We start from the raw sequence: 16,774 nt of genomic DNA on the forward strand, positions 1-16,774 counted from the left end.
TGTCGGTGGTGGCGGGCCAGAAACTACGCCACCAACGGCCTGACCTGTAGCAGTTCCGCCAGGGATGCGCGGTTGTTACACGCCGGGGCGTTCGGAGCGGACCGCCGGCGTCCACGGGGACCGGCGGTGCCTGCCCGCCGACTGCACCTGGTCACGGCCGAGCCGCTTGGCGTCGTACAGCGCCGCGTCGGCCGCCGCGAGCAGGCCTTCCACGGTGTCCTCGGCGACTTCCGGCCACACCGCGATGCCGATGCTGACGGTCAGCCCGCCCACCGTGCCGCCGTTGCCGTCGTCCACGAGGACCCGGTGGACCTCCGTGCGCATCCGCTCGGCGACCACCACCGCCTCCTCGTGCTCCACGCCGGGCAGCAGCACGGCGAACTCCTCGCCGCCGAACCGGCCCACCGCGTCACCGCGCCGGACCGCGGACTCCAGCGCCGCCGCGATGCGCCGCAGCACCAGGTCGCCGGTCTGGTGGCCGTGGGTGTCGTTGATGTCCTTGAAGTGGTCGACGTCGATCATGAACAGGCCGACCCGCGCGCCGGGCGGCTGCTGGCGGGTGCGCTGCAGCTCCAGCGTGGCCTGGAGGTGCCAGGCCTCGGCGTTGAGCAGCCCCGTCTTGGTGTCGGTGCGGGCGGCCAGCTCCAGCTGGTGGATGAGCACGGTGCGGTGCAGGGCGACGGCCGCGACGACCATCGGCACCGCGAACCCGGGCCACCACGCCACGGCGAGGGCGACGAACCCGCCCATCGCGAGCTGGCCGGCTTCGAGCAGGTTGTCCGCGCCGCTGCCGATGGAGTCCTTCACCGAGCGGGGGCGGACCGTCAGCAGGATCACAGCGGCGACGAGGGCGGTGTTCACCAGCCACTGCGCGGCGCCGGCGCCGACCAGTCCGACCAGGTCGAGCGGCCCGTCCGGCTGCCCGGTCCGCAGGTGGTCGCGCAGGCCGGTGACGCCTGCCACGGTGCTCGCGGCGAGCGTGGCCAGCACCATCATGGCCGTGGTGAACACGCACCGGTGGGGCGGGCGGGACGCGTCCCAGCGGCCGACGACCCACCAGCGGTGCGCGTACATGAGCACGACGAGCGCGACGGCGAGCGACGGCGGGAGCACCAGCGCGCCGGCCACGATCCAGATGCTGCACAGGTCGACGTGCGGCAGGTGGCTGTGGTCGCGGCGGATGCGCTCGATCCAGCGCGAGGAGTGCAGGTGCAGCGCGGCGCAGCCGAGCAGCACGGCGAAGACGGTCCAGGACTCGGCCGGGACGGGCCACGCGGTGGTCGCCGCGATCGCGAGCACGGCGAGAAGATCCACCGACAGCACGTACACCAAGGCCTGCTTGGGCAGGGACCATAGTGACCAGCGTCGATCGCCCGACGACGCCGAACGCGCTCTGCCCATGGTTCCTCACGGCCGTCTACCCCGGACGGTCATCGTGTCCGGACGGAGGGTCACAGTATAGGTGACCTGGGCCGATGTCAGCCGCTAGCGGGGTGACCCAAACCACTGGAGGTGATTGCGGTGCGCGACAAGATCTGGTGAAACCGCTGGTCAGGACGCCCGGACGAGAAGGGCGGAGGTGTGGTCGTGCGCGACAAGATCTGGTGATCCCGAGGTGGACCGACTACCGACCGTGAGCCGTGAGGAGAGAGGTGTGCCGCCATGCGCGACAAGATCTGGTGAATCCCCGTGGTGACGGAGTGCGGACCGTGAGCCATGCCGAGGGGAGGTGCGCCGCCATGCGCGACAAGATCTGGTGATGCCCGGTGCGACAGAGAACGGGCGACGACACCCAGGGGCCGGGCCGCGGCGAGACCCCGACTCCCGCGGCCGGCGCGGTCAGCCCAGCCGTGACCGGACCAGCCACAGGCACGCCGTCGCGGCTCCCACGCCGCTGAGCACGAGCGTCGCCCCCAGGCCGACGACCTGGCCGAGCAGCCCGCCCACCAGCGCTCCGGCGGGCGCGGTGCCCCAGACCGCCGTGCGGATGGTCGCGTTGACACGACCGTGCAGGGCGGTCGGCGTGGCCTCGTACCGCACGGGCACCTGGTGCACGTTGTAGACCTGGAGCGCGAACCACATCACCGCCACCGCCGTGAACGGCTCGACCACCACCAGCGCCTGCCCGCCGCCGGTGACGAGGATCGCGGCGACCATGGTGCGGCGGCGGCCCCACCGTTCCCCCAGTCGGGCGGCGACGAGTGCGCCGACCAGCCCACCGACCGCCCCGACGGACAGCGTCAGCCCGGCCTGCGCGGCCGACAGGTCCCGCTCCGACACCAGGTACAGCAGGACCACCACGGTGAAGGCGTTGAACCAGAAGACGTGCGTCGCCGTGCACAGCGTGACGCGACGCAGCGCGTGGTGACCGAAGACGGCGCGGACGCCGTCCCACATCCCCCCGGTCGCCCGGGGCTGCTCCCCCACCACCCTCAGCCGGACGAGCGTCACCGCCGCGACGAGGAACGTGGCCGCGTCGGCCAGCAGCGCGCCGGCGGCCGTGATCACGCCGACCAGCCACCCGCCCAGCGCCGGCCCGGCGATCTGCGCCATGGCCTGACCGACCTCCACCGCGCCCTGCGCCCGCGTCAACTGACTCTGCCCCCCACCATGGGCAGGCACCACCATCGGCACCAACGCCAACCCGGCGATGTCCCCGACCACCGCGAACGCCCCCGCGACGAACGCCACCACCGCCAACAGCGCCACCGACAGCGCCCCGACCGCCGCCGCGACCGGCACCGCCGCCAGTGCCACCGCCTGCCCGACCGCGCACACCGCCGCCACCGCCCGCCGCGGCAGCCGGTCCGCCCACATCCCGGCCGGCAACCCGAACACCAGGTAGGGCAACCGCCCGCACGCCGCGACCACCCCGATCTCCCAGGGCCCGGCGCCCACCGCGAACGCGGCGACCAACGGCACCGCGATCACCGTCACCTGCGACCCGACGAGCGACACCGTGTGCCCGGCCCACAGCAACGCGAACGACCCGTTGCGCCACAGCGGGGTGTCGGGCACGCCTCAGCTCACCGCGGCGGGCGCGACGCGGGACCAGGCCGTGGTGGCGATCAACGCCAAGATCGTGCCCGCGATGCCCGCCACGGCGATCGCCGTGGCCGCGGAGCCCGTCATGGTGGCCAGCAGGCCGCCGCCGGCGACACCGATGCCCTGGGCCGCGACGAGGCCGCTGCGGGCGAAGCCCAACGCCTGCCCTCGCTGCTCGTCCGGCACCAGGCGGACGAACGTCGCTCCCGCCGTCACCTGGTACGCGCTGAACACGCCGCTCACCGCGAGCAGCGCCACCGCGCCGACCAGGTTCGGCGCGAGCAGGTAGCCGACCAGCGGCAGCGCCGTGGCCACCGCCAGCAGGCCGAGCAACCGCACCCGCAGCGACGTCGGCAGGAACCGCAGCAGCACCGTGCCCAGCACCATCCCGGCCGGGTCGGCGGCCAGCAGCAGGCCGACACCCGCCGCGCCCGTGCCGACCTCCGCCGAGAACGGCGCGGCCAACCCCTCCGGCACGACGGTGAACATCGCCAGCCACCCGAGCCCGACGAGCATCCGCAGCCGCCGGTCCCGCCACACCAGCGCCGCACCGGCCCGGATCCGCACGTGCGCGGCGGGCACGGACGCCGGCGCCGGCCGCTGCCGCAGGCCGAACCGCAGCAGCACCGCGGACAACGCGAACGTCACCCCGTCCGCCAGCAACGCCCCGGACGTGCCCAGCCACGCCACCACCAGGCCGCCGCCGGCGAACCCCAGCAGCAACCCGGCCTGGTGCGTGATCAGGTGCACGGACTGCCCGGCCTCGTACCGGTCGCCCAGCACGGACGGCAGCAGCGCGCCCTGCGCGGCGGCGAACGGCGGCTCCGCGAGCTGCGCGACCACCAGCAGCGCCGCCACCAGCGGCAACGGCACGCCCGGGATCGCCATCAAGGCCAGCAGCACGGCGCGGACCACGTCCGCGACCACCATCACGGTCCGCCGCGGGAACCGGTCGGCCAACCCGGTCAGCAGCACGCCCGACACCAGCGCGGGCAGCATCGTCAGCGCGTACGTCAACGCGGTCCACGCCGCCGACCCGGTGCGCTGGAACACCAGCACCGACAGCGCCACCCGGGCCAGCTGGTCACCCACGGTCGACAGCACGGCCGCCGACCACAGCACCCGGAACTCCGGCACCGCGAACACCGCGCGGAACCCAGTGCCCCCGACCACAACCACTACCCCCCAGTCCGACGCGCCACGCTCCGACGCGCCGGATCCGGCGGATCCCGACGCGACCGATGAGTTTCCCGGGCCGATCCGGTCACAAGTTGTGCGGCGTGCGACCGGCACGTCACCGTACAAGCCCGGAGGGTGACGATGAGCGGGGTTCCAGCGATGACGGTTGACTTCACGCGGGAAGCCGAGCGGTACCGGCACGAGCTGCGGGTGCACTGCTACCGGCTGCTCGGCTCGTTCGACGAGGCCGAGGACCTGGTGCAGGAGACGTTCCTCAAGGCGTGGCGGGCGCGGGACACGTTCGAAGGGCGGTCGTCGTTCCGGGCCTGGCTGTACCGGATCGCCACGAACGCGTGCCTCGACGTGATCAACCGCCGTCCTCAGCACGCCACCACCGACGAGATGCCGGCGGCGGACGTGCCGTGGCTCCAGCCGTTCCCGGACTCGCTGCTCGACGCCGAGCCGGACGCGGAGGTGGTGGCGCGGGAGACGATCGAGCTGGCGTTCCTGGCCGCGGTGCAGCACCTGCCGGCCAGGCAGCGGGCGGTGCTGGTGCTGCGGGACGTGCTGGGCTGGCCGGCGAGCGAGACGGCGGCGCTGCTGCACGAGACCGTGCCGGCGGTGAACAGCGCGCTGCAACGCGCCCGCGTCACCATGCGCAAGCACCTGCCGGAACGGCGTGCCGACTGGTCGGGTGGGCCGAACCCCCGGGAGAAGGCGGTGGTGCGGAAGTTCGTCGAGGCCACCGAGCGCTGCGACCTGGAGATGATGGCCGCCGCGCTGCGCGAGGACGCCACGTGGACCATGCCGCCGCAGCCCGAGTGGCACCGCGGCCGGGACGAGCTGGTCGCCCTCTGGGCGCCCGTCGTGGTCGGCCCGGACGCGTTCGGCGAGTGGAAGGTCGTGGTGACCAGCGCGAACCGGCAGCCCGCGCTGGCGAACTACGCCCGCAAGCCGGGCGAGGAGTTCTTCAAGCCGGTGGCGCTGGACGTGCTGCGCGTCGAGGACGACCTGATCGCCGAGGTCATCACGTTCGGGCCGGACCGGTTCCCGCTCTTCGGCCTGCCCGCGACGCTGTGAACTTCGACGTCCGCGTGGTCACCGTGGCGGGCTCGCTGCCCTACGACGCCGCCGAGTGGCGCGACGCGCTGGTGATCGTCCTCAGTGGCGTCCTGGACGTGGACGGCGAGCTGTTCCCTGAGGGGTCGGTGTTGGCGCTGACCGGGTTGGCGTCCAAGGGGCCGGCGCCGGCGGGGCTGCCGCTGACCAGGCTGCCGCTGGAAGTCCTGCGCCAGCACGGCGGACGGCCCGCCGTGCTGGTCGCGGTGACCCGGTCAGCCCGCGCTGAACACGCCGCGGGCCAGGGCGAGGAGTTCGGCGGACGGCTCCTCCGGGACCTCGACCTGGTAGGGCGGCTCGGGGTCGTACTCGATGAAGAGCTGGACCAACCGGGCCCGCTCCTCACCCCAGATCCACCCGGCGAGCGCGAGCGCCATGTCGATCCCGGCCGACACCCCGGCGGCGGTGACCACGGACCCGTCGACCACCACCCGATCCGTGCTGACCACCGCGCCGCACGCGGCCAACGCGTCGCGCAAGGCCCAGTGCGTGGTCGCCGGACGGCCGTCGAGGATGCCGGCCTGCGCCAGCAACGTCGACCCGCTGCACACCGACGTGGTCCACGTCGCGGTCGGGTGCGCTTTGCGCAACCAGTCCGCGACCACGCCCTCCTCCAACGCCTCCGCCCAGCCCCCGGCGCCGGGCACCACGATCACGTCGGCCCGGTCCAGCTCGGCGAACGTCGTCGTCGGCACGATCACCAGCCCGGCGTCGGTGACCACCGGTTCCCGTGACGCCGCGACGAAGTGCGAGGTCACCTCCGGCTGGTGGCCCAGCACCTCGTACGGCCCGACCAGGTCCAGCGCCGTCATCCGCGGGTAGAGCACAAAAGCGATGTCCATCCGATCCCCCTCCTCACGCCGCACCGGTGGTGCGGAACCTGTGGCGGTAGCCGCCCGGCGTCACGCCGAGCACCCGCAGGAAGGCCCGGCGCATCGTCTCCGCCGAGCCGAAACCAGTGCGTCGGGCGACGACGTCCAGCCCTTCGTCGCCCGACTCCAACAACCCGGCCGCCGCCTCCACCCGGACCTGCTCCACGTACCGGGCGGGCGGCACGCCGACCCGGCGCGGGAAGACGCGGGCGAAGTGCCGCGCGCTCATCGCGGCCCGCCGGGCCATCTCCTCGACCGTCCAGCCGGCGGCCGGGTCGTCGGAGATCGCGTCCAGCACGGCGCGCAGCCCGGGTTCCCGCACCGGCCGCACCCGTGACCGCACGCTGAACTGCGACTGGCCGCCCGGCCGCTGCAGGAACACCACCATCCAGCGGGCGACCAGCCGGGCCAGCGCGGCGTCGTGGTCCCGTTCCACGAGCGCCAGCGCCAGGTCGATGCCCGCCGTGACGCCGGCGGACGTGGCCACCCGCCCGTCCTGCACGAAGATCGCGTCCGGCACCACCCGCACCGACGGGTGTTCGTCGGCGAGCCGGTCGCAGTACGCCCAGTGCGTGGTGGCGCGGACGCCGTCGAGCAACCCGGCCCGCGCCAGCACGAACGCGCCCGTGCACACGCTCGCGACCCGCCGCGCGCCGTCGGCCACCCGGCGCACGTGGTGCAGCAGCTCGGCGTCACGCGCCGCCTCGGTGAACCCGAAACCCCCGACCACCAGGACCGTGTCCACCCCTCCGGACACGTCCCGCAGGTCCTCGGCCTCCATCCGCAGACCACCGGACACCTCGAACCCGCCGCCGACCGCCGCCAGCCGCACCCGGTACCCGTCACCCCGTTCGCCGCGCGCCGCGGTGGCCCCGGCGAACACGTCCACCGGGCCCGCGACATCGGTCATCGTCGTCCCCGCGTACCCGACGACCAGCACCTCTCGTTCCACACCGCCCACCTTCTCCGCCCGCCGCCGTGGCAGCAACGACCCATGACCCTCGATTCCTGCCACGCCCCGGTCGACTACGCCCCGGTCCGCCGCGTTCGGTCTGCCGCGTTCGGTCGGCCGCGCCACGGTCGGCCCGCTACGGTCGGCTCCGTGCTGAGGATCGAGATCGACGGCGAGCCGCCCACCACCGACCACTTCGTGCCCGGCTTGCTGGCGAACTACGGCCACTTCACCGCCATGCAGGTCCGCGACCGCCGGGTGAAGGGCCTCGACCTCCACCTGCGCCGGCTCGACGCGGCCAACCGCGAGCTGTACGGGAAGGACCTGCCCGGCGACCACGTCCGCGCCCTGATCTCCCGGGCGCTCCGCCACGACGTCCGCGACGCGGCCGTCCGGGTCGTCGTGTTCGGAATGGACACACCCTCCGTGATGGTGGTCGTCCGCCCGCCGACCACTCCCCCGGCGACGCCGCGACGCTTGATGTCCGTCGCCTACGCGCGCCCGCTGCCGCACGTGAAGCACATCGGCGGGTTCGGGCAGCTCCACTACGGCAAACTCGCCGAGCAGTCCGGTTACGACGACGCGCTGCTCACCGCCGACGGCCTGGTGGTGGAGAGCGCGATCGCCAACATCGCGTTCCTGGACGACGCCGGCGACGTGGTGTGGCCGCGAGCCGCCTGGCTGCACGGCATCACCATGCAGCTGCTGGAACGGGAACTGCCGGCCCGCCGGGAAGTGGTGCGGCTGACGGACCTCGGCCGATACCGACGCGCGCTCCTGACCAACTCGATCGGCGTGGTCCCGGTGTCCCGGATCGACGACGTCGAGTTCGCTGTGGACGGTCCGGCGCACGCGCGGGTGCGGGACGCCTACGACGCGATCCCCGCCGACCCGCTGGATTGAGCAGATCCGCCGATGCCCGCCGAGCCGGCCGCGCGGGACGTGCTCGGCCGCTTCGCCGGCACGTGGGCCCGTCCGGTGTAGCCCGCCGGGGTAGGCGGACCGGTGCGGGCCGGTCGGTGCAAGCCTGCCGGGGTGGTTCAAACCGGGTGGTTCAGACGGCGGGCGGACGGTCCTCGTACGGCGTGGACAGCACCACCGTCGTCGTCGTGGACAGCTTCCCCGCCTCACGGATCTGCCTCAGCAGCTCCTCCAACGCCGTCGGCGAGGCCACCCGGACGCGCACCAGGTACGAGGCGGCGCCGGCGACCGAGTAGCAGGCTTCGATCTGCGGCAGGTGCTCCAGGCGTTTCGGGTAGTCGTCCGGGGCCGCCGGGTCGATCGGGGTCAAGGAGATGAACGCGGTCAGCGGGAGGCCGATCTCGACGCCGTCCAGCCGTGCCGCGTAACCGCGGACCACGCCGCGCTGCTCCAGCCGCCGCACCCGTTGGTGCACGGCCGACACGCTCAGCCCGACCCGTTCGGCGAGGTCCGTGAAGCTGCACCGGCCGTCGGCGGCCAGTTCGCGCAGGATCGCCCGGTCGGTGGGCTCCAGGTTGGGGTGCGACAGGTTCGTCACGCGGGCAGCACCACCAGTTCGTGCGGCTGGTTGTTGACGCTCTCCACGCCGTCCTCTGTGGTCACCACGATGTCCTCGATGCGCGCGCCCCACCGGCCGGGGAGGTAGATGCCGGGTTCGACGCTGAACGCCATGCCCGGTTCCAGCGGCAGGTCGTTGCCGCCGACGATGTACGGCTCCTCGTGGACGTCCAGGCCGATGCCGTGACCGGTGCGGTGGACGAAGTACTCGCCGAAACCGGCGTCGGCGATGATCTCGCGTGCGGCGGCGTCGACCGCCTCGCACGTGACGCCGGGCCGGACCGCCTCGACCGCCTCGCGTTGCGCCGCCTGGAGGACCGCGTAGGTCTCCCACACGTCGGCGTCGCGCGGCTCGCCCAGGACGTAGGTGCGGGTGGAGTCGGAGTTGTAGCCCTCGGCGATCGGCCCACCGATGTCGATGACGACGACGTCACCGGCCTCGATCACCCGGTCGGACACGTCGTGGTGCGGTGACGCGCCGTTCGGTCCGGAGCCGACGATCACGAAGTCCGCTGCGGTGTGGCCCTCCGCGACGATGGCGGCGGCGATGTCCGCGCCCACCTCGGCCTCGGTCCGCCCGGTCCGCAGCCATTCGGCCATCCGAGCGTGCACCCGGTCGATGGCCGCGCCCGCCGTGCGCAACGCGGCGACCTCGGCAGCGTCCTTCCGCATCCGCAGTTCCCTCAGAACGGGTCCCGCCAACACCTGGTCCCCACCGACCACATCCCGCAACCGCAGGGTGTGCAGCGCGGGCATCATGTCCGAGACAGCCGTCCGAGAGCCCTTCACCGCCTGCTTGACCAGGGCGTACGGGTCTTCCCCGTCGACCCAGGTAGCGACCTCGACTCCCAGTTCACCGGTCGGGATGCCCGCGTACCCGGGCTGCTCCAACTTGGGCACCACCAACACAGGCGCGCCACCGACCGGAAGGACCAGACACGTCAACCGCTCGAACGACGTCCCACCCGCACCGATGAGATAGCGCAAATCCGAACCAGGCGCGATCAACAGCGCATCCACACCCGCGACGGACGCCGCAGCAGTGGCCCGATCAAGGCGCGCGCGCAACGCATCCACATCGACGGGCCCAACTTGGGTCGACATATCAGCCAGCCTAGTGGTCCCCACCCCACAGAACACGCCACGCCACACACACCGTTCCCACCTCTACTCCGCCCCTCCCCCACTCACCCCCTTTCCCACCCACTCGTCTCTCCACCCACGTCCCCGACTCCCCCACTCCGCCTAACCTCCCCCACTCCGCGCGCTTCCCCTCCCCCGCCCTCTCCTCCCGCAATACTGCCGATTTCCTCCAGCCCTGCGACACTCCTTCTCCACAGGCCCCACCTGCGAGGACGGCCTGCGAACACCTCCACAACCACCCCAGCGAGAGGCTCCGCACAACGACCCTCCGAGAAACACCATCGGGTGATCCTCACAATCCCACCTCAGAAAACACCGTTATACTCAACCTGAAACGTCGGTTGAAACAACGAGGCCGCGCCAACCACCCCGTACCCCAAACGGGCGAAAGGCGACCGGCCCGCAATGTCAGTAGCCCGGATGCCGGCGATCTACCACCACTGGCCCCCTGCACTCAGCGGCCCAAGCACTCAACGGCCGGCCGTCGGGTCCGTACAGACTGCGCGGCCCCGGCGTTGACAGCCGGCCGGTAGCCGGCCAGCCGTCAGTACCCGGTGATTGGTGGCCCGGCGATCGCCGCCGGCAGTCAGCGGGCCTGGCAGTCAGCGGGTCTGGCAGTGAGCGGGTGAGCCGTCAGTGGTCCCGCCCGGCCAGTGCGCAGCCATCACGTGGTCCCGCCCAGCCGGTGGCCCAGCCGTCAGTGGTCCTGGCCAGCCGTTGATCCTGCTGCCAGTGACCCGGCATCAGTCGCCCACGCCTCGCGGCGGTCTCCGGCATGTCGGTGGTCTCTGGCAAGCTGTCCAGGGTGAGCAACCCGCTGGTCCTGATGGACGCCGCCAGCCTGTACTTCCGGGCGTTCTACGCGCTGCCCGAGTCGATGACCGCGCCGGACGGAACGCCGGTGAACGCCGTGCGCGGGTTCGTGGACACGATCGCCAAGGTCATCACCGACCGGAAGGCCGGACGCGTGGTGGCGTGCCTGGACGCGGACTGGCGGCCGGAGTTCCGGGTCGCCGCGCTGCCGTCGTACAAGGCGCACCGCGTCGCCGAAGGCGCCGCCGAGGGTGAGGAGGAAGTCCCGGACACCCTCACGCCGCAGGTGCCGATCATCCTCGACGTCCTCGACGCGGTCGGGATCGCGACGGCCGAGGCGGCCGGGTACGAGGCCGATGACGTGATCGGCACCCTCGCCGCCCGCGAGACCACCGATCCGGTCGAGGTGATCACCGGGGACCGTGACCTGTTCCAGGTCGTGCGCGAGGAGCCCACGCCGGTGCGCGTCCTGTACTTGGGGCGCGGGTGGGCGAAGGCCGAGCTGCTCGGGCCGGAGGAGTTGGCCGCCAAGTACTCCCTGCCGGTGCACGACGCGGGCCGCGCGTACGCCGGGATGTCCGTGCTGCGCGGCGATCCGTCGGACGGGCTGCCGGGCGTGGCCGGGATCGGGGAGAAGACGGCGGCGAAGTTGATCAGCGAGTTCGGGTCGTTGCAGGCCGTGCTGGACGCGGTGCACGACGGCAGGGATCGCAAGCTCACCACGCGCGCTCGCACTGCGTTGCTCAACGCCCAGGACTACCTCGCCGTCGCACCTACGGTGGTCAACGTGGCGACCGACGCCGAGATCGTCATGGACCGCCCCGACGCGGTGCCCGCCGCGCCGGTCGATCCGGACCGGGTCGCCGAGCTGACCCGGCGTTGGGGGCTCGGCAGTTCGCTGCCCCGTCTGCTGGCCGCTATGGAACGCCGGGTCCACTAGAGCCGCGTCCACTGGAGCCGGACCCGGTCGGAGACGCCGGGTCCACTTAGGGCGGTAGCCGACCGGAGGTGCGGCCGCGAGAAGGCTGTGCGGGCGGGTGGTCAGAAGTACGAGCCGCACCAGGGGACTTCGGACACGGCGAACAGGGCGTCGGCACGGGCCAGTGCCGCGGGCTCGACCACGTCCAGTCGGCGAGCGGCGGCCAGCGTCGAGAAAGTCACGTCACCGAGGTACGCCGACGCGAGCACGTCCACGTCCAGCACCAACTCGGGCGCGGCCTCGACGCGCGTCACGCCGTCCGCCGCGACCCGGTACGACCCCGAGTTCTCCGGCAGGTACACGTCACGCACGCCGAGCACCACCGGCTCACCCTCGCGATAGGTGCGCGCGGCCAGGGCGGTGGGGACATCCAGCAGGCGCAGCCACGTCTCGTCGAACTCGTCCGGGACGCGGCACGCGCGCGGGTCGCCCAGCAGCCACTGCACCGGCTCGTCCATCGGACGTCCCACCGCCGACACCTCGTCCACCAGGTCGACGCCCAGCACGAACAGCCACAGGTCGGCCCACGCCTCCGCGTTCCCCGCCCACAGGTCCAGCACCGTCAGCTTGGTCTGCTTTCCCCGGCGCGGATCGTCCTCGCCGGGTTCGACCTTGTACACCACGTAGCCGTCGTCAACCGGAGCGACCGGAGCGACCGGAGCGGACGAAGAGGAAGCAGAGACGGCGGGTGAACGGACGGCGATCTTCAGGTTCTCCTCGGCCGCCACCCGCCGGACGTTCAACGTCCACCACGCCGGCCACCGCGAGATCGTGCCCGCACGCCGCAACGTCAGCTCGTCGAACAACTCCCGCGCGACCCGCTGCCCCGCCTCACCCTCCACGAACCGCACCCGACCCACCGGACGCGACCGCGGCACGGCCCGGCGCCGGTCGATGTCCAGGTACCGGAACCGCGTCGCCACCCCGTACCCGTACCGCCCGTAGATCACGGTCTCCGACGCGCGCAGCGACGCCACCACGTCACCCGCCGACCGCATCGCCCGCAGCTGCGCCCGCTGCAACGCGGTCAGCACACCCCGACGCGTCCAGTCCGCTCGCACCCCGACCCGGCTCACCGCCGCATGCTGCACGACCGCCCCACCCGGCACGGCGAACCGCGACGAGAACGACTGGACCGTCCCCACCATCTCCCCGTCGGCGAACGCACCCAGCGCACGCTCCGGCGAGTACGACTCCCGCGCGAACTCCCACTGCTCGTCGGGCGCCGGCGGGCTGTGCAGCGTGCCGCGGAACAGGGTGTGCGCGGTCCGGTACTGGGAGTCGTCCAACCCCCGGATGTCGTAGTCGGTCACCCCCGCATAGTGCCGGAGAGGTCGCTCGCCTCGTTAACGACTTTCCGTGAACACGCCGAGGCCGCCCCACCACAACATGCGGGGCGGCCTCGGGGAGCGGACGACGCGGATCAGCCGGCGGGCTGGCCGACCTCGTACTCGCCGTCGTCGGTCTTCACCGTGATCTTGACCGTCTTGTCCTCGCCGCCGACCTTCACCGTGCACTCGAAGGTCGTGTTCGGCTTGACCTCCTGGTCCGCGGGGCAGGTGGCGCTCTCCACGTCCTTGATCTTGTAGTCGTCCTTGAGGATGCCCACGACACCCTGCTGAACGGCCGCGTTGTCGAACACCTTCGTGGTGAACCAGCCCGGCGTCACGAAGCCCAGGATGCCCACCGCCGCCACCAGCAGCACGACCACGGCGACGACGACCCACACCATCGCGCTGGACTTCTTCGGCGGCGGCTGCTGCTGGCCGTACCCCGGCTGACCGAACTGGCCCGGCTGCTGCCCGTACTGACCGGGCTGGCCGTACTGGCCCGGCTGCCCGTACTGACCGGCCTGCGCCGGCTGCCCGTACGGGTTCGACTGCGGGTTGTTCGGGTCGTACCCGGCCGGGTACTGCTGCGGGTACGGCTGCTGCTGGGGCTGCTGCCCCCACTGCTGCTGCGACGGGTCGGGCTGCCCGTACGGGTTGGGCTGCTGCGACGGGTCCGGCTGCCCGTAGGGGTTGGGCTGCTGAGCGGGGAAACCACCCGACGGCGTGCCGGGGTACCCACCACCACCGTAGGGCTGTTGTTGCTGGCCCCACTGCGGCTGCGGGTCGTTCCCTCCGGACGGTCCGTACGGACTGGTCATGCTCGGCCTCCGACGGTCGGTCTGGAAACGGTCTCGAAAACGGTCTCGCGCTGTGCCGGCCCGAAAGCGGTGTTCAAGCCTTGCGGGCGCGATCAAACCACAGCCATGCGGACGGTACCCACCCACCCCGCAAAGCTTTGTCAAACGGTGGCCATCGCCACCACCCCGCGGCGCAACGCCTCCACCGCCTTCCGGGCGGCCGCGCCCACCGGGTCACCGCCGCCGACCACGTCCCGGATCTGGTCCAGGAAGTCGATCACCTGCCGGCACCAGCGGACGAAATCGCCCGCGCCCAGCTCGGCGCCGTTCTCCTCGGCCGCCGACAGCACCTTCTCCAACGACTCGCCGCGCGCCCACCGGTACACCGCCCACGCGAAACCCGGGTCGGGCTGACGGGTCCGGTCGAGCCGGTGCCGGCGCTCGTCGTCCTCCAGCTCGGCCCACAGCCGCGCCGTCTCCGTCAACGCGTCCCCGACCTTCCCCGGTGGCAGCCGCGCCTCCAGCGGACCGTCCCGCCGCGCCTCGTACACCAGCGCCGACACCACGGCGGCCAGCTCGGCCGGGTCGAGGCCACGCCACACGCCGTGCCGCAGGCACTCCGCCGCCAGCAGGTCCGACTCGCTGTACAGCCTGGTCAGCCGCTTGCCGTGCTCGGTGACCTCCTCGCCCGGACCGTTCTCCTCCACGTGCAGGTAACCGCGCTCCCGCAGCAGGCCGCGGATCCGGTCGAACTCGCGCGCCAACGAGTGCGTCGTCGCCGCGACCTTCCGCTCGACCTGCTCCGTCTCGGCCAGCAACCGGTGGTACCGCTCGCCCCACCGGGCGTGCTCCTCGCGCTTCTCGCAGCCGTGGCACGGGTGCGCCCGCAGCGCCCGCCGCAACGTCGCCAGCTCCGCGTCGTCGTCCGCCGTCGAACGGCGCTTGCGCATCGCCGGGGCCACGATCCCGGTGGCGCGCAGCGACGCCGCCAGGTCGCGCCGCGACTTCGGCGACCGCGTGTCCACCTGCTTCGGCAGCCGCATCGTGCCCAGCACCTCGACCGGCATCGGGAAGTCCGACGACGACAGCCGACCGGCCCACCGGTCCTCCGTCACCACGAACGGGCGCGCCTCGCCCAGCGGCTCCAGGCCCGGGTCGATCACCACCGCGATCCCGGACCGGCGCCCGGACGGCACCGCGATCACGTCGCCCTTGCGCAGCCGCTCCAACGACTGCGCCGCCTCGGCCCGCTTCGCCGAGGTGTTCTGCCGCGCCAACGCCTTCTCCCGCTCGGCGACCCGGCGGCGCAGCGCCGCGTACTCGGAGAAGTCGCCCAGGTGGCAGGTCATCGCCTCGGCGTAGCCGCCCAGGGCTTCGCGGTTGCGCTCGATCCGGCGGGCCAGGCCGACGACCGACCGGTCCGCCTGGAACTGCGCGAACGACTGCTCCAGGATGTCCCGGGCGGCCGACGCGCCCAGCTGGTTCACCAGGTTGACGGCCATGTTGTAGCCGGGCCGGAACGAGGAGCGCAGCGGGTACGTGCGGGTGGACGCCAGGCCGCCGACCGCCTTCGGGTCGACACCCGGCTGCCACACCACCACCGCGTGGCCCTCGACGTCGATGCCGCGACGCCCGGCACGGCCGGTGAGCTGCGTGTACTCGCCCGGCGTCAGGTCGACGTGCGCCTCGCCGTTGTACTTGACCAGCTTCTCCAGCACGACCGTGCGGGCGGGCATGTTGATGCCCAGCGCGAGCGTCTCGGTGGCGAACACGACCTTCACCAGACCGCGGACGAACAGCTCCTCCACGGTCTCCTTGAACGCGGGCAGCAGACCGGCGTGGTGGCTGGCGATGCCGCGTTCCAGCGCCTCGCGCCACTCCCAGTAGCCCAGCACCATCAGGTCGCCCTGGGGCAGGTCCTTGGTCTTCTCCTCGATGACCTCGCGGATCTGCTCGACCTCGTGGTTCGAGTTGAGCCGCAGTCCCGCCCGCACGCACTGCAGCACCGCCGCGTCGCAGCCCGCGCGGCTGAACACGAAGTCGATCGCGGGGAGCAGGCCCGCGCCGTCCAGCCGCTGCACGATGTCGACCCGTGACGGCGGCTTGAACCCCGAACCGCGCGGCGGCCGGCCCCGCTGGTCCTTGTTGTTGCGGTTCCGGCTCCACGGCACGTGGTAGCGGGACAGGTCCTCGGTGTGGCGCAGCAGCTGCGGGTTGATCCGGTTGTGCCCGTCGGGTCCTTCGCCCGCGAACAGGTCCATCATCCGGCCGCCGGCCATCATGTGCTGCCACAGCGGCACGGGTCGGTGCTCGTCAACCACGACCGTCGTGTCGCCGCGCACCTCGACCAGCCACTCGCCGAACTCCTCGGCGTTGCTGACGGTGGCGGACAGGCCGACGAGCCGCACCGACTCGGGCAGGTGCAGGATCACTTCCTCCCACACCGGGCCGCGGAACCGGTCGGCCAGGTAGTGGATCTCGTCCATGACCACGTAGGCGAGGCTCGTCAACGTCGAGGAGCCCGCGTACAGCATGTTGCGCAGCACCTCGGTGGTCATCACCACGATCGGCGCGTCGCCGTTGACGGACGTGTCGCCGGTGAGCAGGCCGACCTTCTGCTGGCCGTACCGGGCGACGAGGTCGGCGTACTTCTGGTTGGACAGCGCCTTGATCGGAGTGGTGTAGAAGCACTTGCGGCCCTCGGACAGGGCCAGGTGCACGGCGAACTCGCCGACCACCGTCTTGCCGGCGCCGGTGGGCGCGCAGACGAGCACGCCGTGCCCGTCCTCCAGCGCCTCGCACGCGCGTTGCTGGAACGGGTCGAGCTCGAACGAGAGGACCCCGAGGAAATCGGTCAGCTTGGGCCAGGTGGAGCGGCGGCGGGAATCCGCGTACGCCTCGGCCGGGGACCGCGAAGTGCTTGACACCTCTCCAGGCTGTCATACGGGACCGACAAAATCGCTCCGGATAGCGGGCGGACCGGCGAACACTTTGTTTAATCCACA

The 16,774-nt window shown here is 72.3% G+C and carries 13 protein-coding genes; 3 read left to right on the plus strand and 10 right to left on the minus strand.

Annotated features, from left to right (window positions below; all coding sequences use genetic code 11):
• Window positions 1-75 precede the first annotated feature (75 nt).
• From ACRAKI_RS24190 to ACRAKI_RS24200, 3 genes are all read right to left on the minus strand, one after another.
• On the minus strand, window positions 76-1,401 hold the full coding sequence (locus ACRAKI_RS24190) for a diguanylate cyclase (protein ID WP_447002803.1): 1,326 nt from the start codon (window positions 1,399-1,401) through the stop codon (window positions 76-78).
• Between the two features lie 438 nt (window positions 1,402-1,839).
• The gene (locus ACRAKI_RS24195; protein ID WP_447002804.1) at window positions 1,840-3,018 is read right to left on the minus strand and encodes an MFS transporter; all 1,179 of its coding nucleotides are present in this window, start codon (window positions 3,016-3,018) and stop codon (window positions 1,840-1,842) included.
• 3 nt (window positions 3,019-3,021) lie between these two features.
• Window positions 3,022-4,218, minus strand: a complete 1,197-nt coding sequence (locus ACRAKI_RS24200) for an MFS transporter (RefSeq protein WP_447002805.1) — start codon at window positions 4,216-4,218, stop codon at window positions 3,022-3,024.
• Between the two features lie 147 nt (window positions 4,219-4,365).
• Here ACRAKI_RS24200 and ACRAKI_RS24205 point away from each other — a divergent pair, with 147 nt between their 5' ends.
• Window positions 4,366-5,304 carry an RNA polymerase subunit sigma-70 gene (locus ACRAKI_RS24205; protein WP_447002806.1) on the plus strand — a complete coding sequence of 313 codons (939 nt, stop codon included), beginning with the start codon at window positions 4,366-4,368 and terminating at the stop codon, window positions 5,302-5,304.
• 254 nt (window positions 5,305-5,558) lie between these two features.
• Here the strand turns inward: ACRAKI_RS24205 and ACRAKI_RS24210 are convergent, their stop codons facing one another.
• Both ACRAKI_RS24210 and ACRAKI_RS24215 read right to left on the minus strand, forming a co-directional pair.
• The gene (locus ACRAKI_RS24210; protein ID WP_447002807.1) at window positions 5,559-6,185 is read right to left on the minus strand and encodes a DJ-1/PfpI family protein; all 627 of its coding nucleotides are present in this window, start codon (window positions 6,183-6,185) and stop codon (window positions 5,559-5,561) included.
• 13 nt (window positions 6,186-6,198) lie between these two features.
• Window positions 6,199-7,167 (minus strand): GlxA family transcriptional regulator, encoded by a 969-nt coding sequence (locus tag ACRAKI_RS24215; protein ID WP_447002808.1) that lies wholly within the window; start codon window positions 7,165-7,167, stop codon window positions 6,199-6,201.
• A 150-nt stretch (window positions 7,168-7,317) separates the two neighbouring features.
• Here ACRAKI_RS24215 and ACRAKI_RS24220 point away from each other — a divergent pair, with 150 nt between their 5' ends.
• On the plus strand, window positions 7,318-8,070 hold the full coding sequence (locus ACRAKI_RS24220) for an aminotransferase class IV (protein ID WP_447002809.1): 753 nt from the start codon (window positions 7,318-7,320) through the stop codon (window positions 8,068-8,070).
• 151 nt (window positions 8,071-8,221) lie between these two features.
• Here the strand turns inward: ACRAKI_RS24220 and ACRAKI_RS24225 are convergent, their stop codons facing one another.
• Both ACRAKI_RS24225 and ACRAKI_RS24230 read right to left on the minus strand, forming a co-directional pair.
• Entirely contained in the window at window positions 8,222-8,677 is a 456-nt protein-coding gene (locus ACRAKI_RS24225) for an Lrp/AsnC family transcriptional regulator (protein WP_447008494.1), read from the minus strand.
• A gap of 5 nt (window positions 8,678-8,682) precedes the next feature.
• Window positions 8,683-9,810, minus strand: a complete 1,128-nt coding sequence (locus ACRAKI_RS24230) for a M24 family metallopeptidase (protein WP_447002810.1) — start codon at window positions 9,808-9,810, stop codon at window positions 8,683-8,685.
• 844 nt (window positions 9,811-10,654) lie between these two features.
• Between ACRAKI_RS24230 and ACRAKI_RS24235 the strand changes: the two genes are divergently transcribed.
• Window positions 10,655-11,602, plus strand: a complete 948-nt coding sequence (locus tag ACRAKI_RS24235; protein ID WP_447008495.1) for a 5'-3' exonuclease — start codon at window positions 10,655-10,657, stop codon at window positions 11,600-11,602.
• A 101-nt stretch (window positions 11,603-11,703) separates the two neighbouring features.
• Here ACRAKI_RS24235 and ACRAKI_RS24240 read toward each other — a convergent pair whose 3' ends face one another.
• The 3 genes from ACRAKI_RS24240 to ACRAKI_RS24250 form a co-directional block, all read right to left on the minus strand.
• Window positions 11,704-12,954 carry a GNAT family N-acetyltransferase gene (locus ACRAKI_RS24240; protein ID WP_447002811.1) on the minus strand — a complete coding sequence of 417 codons (1,251 nt, stop codon included), beginning with the start codon at window positions 12,952-12,954 and terminating at the stop codon, window positions 11,704-11,706.
• 110 nt (window positions 12,955-13,064) lie between these two features.
• Entirely contained in the window at window positions 13,065-13,790 is a 726-nt protein-coding gene (locus tag ACRAKI_RS24245; protein WP_447002812.1) for a DUF4333 domain-containing protein, read from the minus strand.
• A 140-nt stretch (window positions 13,791-13,930) separates the two neighbouring features.
• Window positions 13,931-16,696, minus strand: coding sequence for a DEAD/DEAH box helicase (locus ACRAKI_RS24250; protein ID WP_447002813.1), 2,766 nt, complete (start codon window positions 16,694-16,696; stop codon window positions 13,931-13,933).
• Window positions 16,697-16,774: the final 78 nt, after the last annotated feature.

It is taken from the genome of Saccharothrix isguenensis (assembly GCF_052936305.1).

What these genes read in the sequence shown, in the direction of transcription:
- ACRAKI_RS24205 (WP_447002806.1), top strand. Translation starts at nt 4,366, where the DNA reads ATGAGCGGGGTTCCAGCGATGACGGTTGACTTCACGCGGGAAGCCGAG.
- ACRAKI_RS24245 (WP_447002812.1), bottom strand. Translation starts at nt 13,790, where the DNA reads ATGACCAGTCCGTACGGACCGTCCGGAGGGAACGACCCGCAGCCGCAG.
- ACRAKI_RS24210 (WP_447002807.1), bottom strand. Translation starts at nt 6,185, where the DNA reads ATGGACATCGCTTTTGTGCTCTACCCGCGGATGACGGCGCTGGACCTG.
- ACRAKI_RS24190 (WP_447002803.1), bottom strand. Translation starts at nt 1,401, where the DNA reads ATGGGCAGAGCGCGTTCGGCGTCGTCGGGCGATCGACGCTGGTCACTA.
- ACRAKI_RS24230 (WP_447002810.1), bottom strand. Translation starts at nt 9,810, where the DNA reads ATGTCGACCCAAGTTGGGCCCGTCGATGTGGATGCGTTGCGCGCGCGC.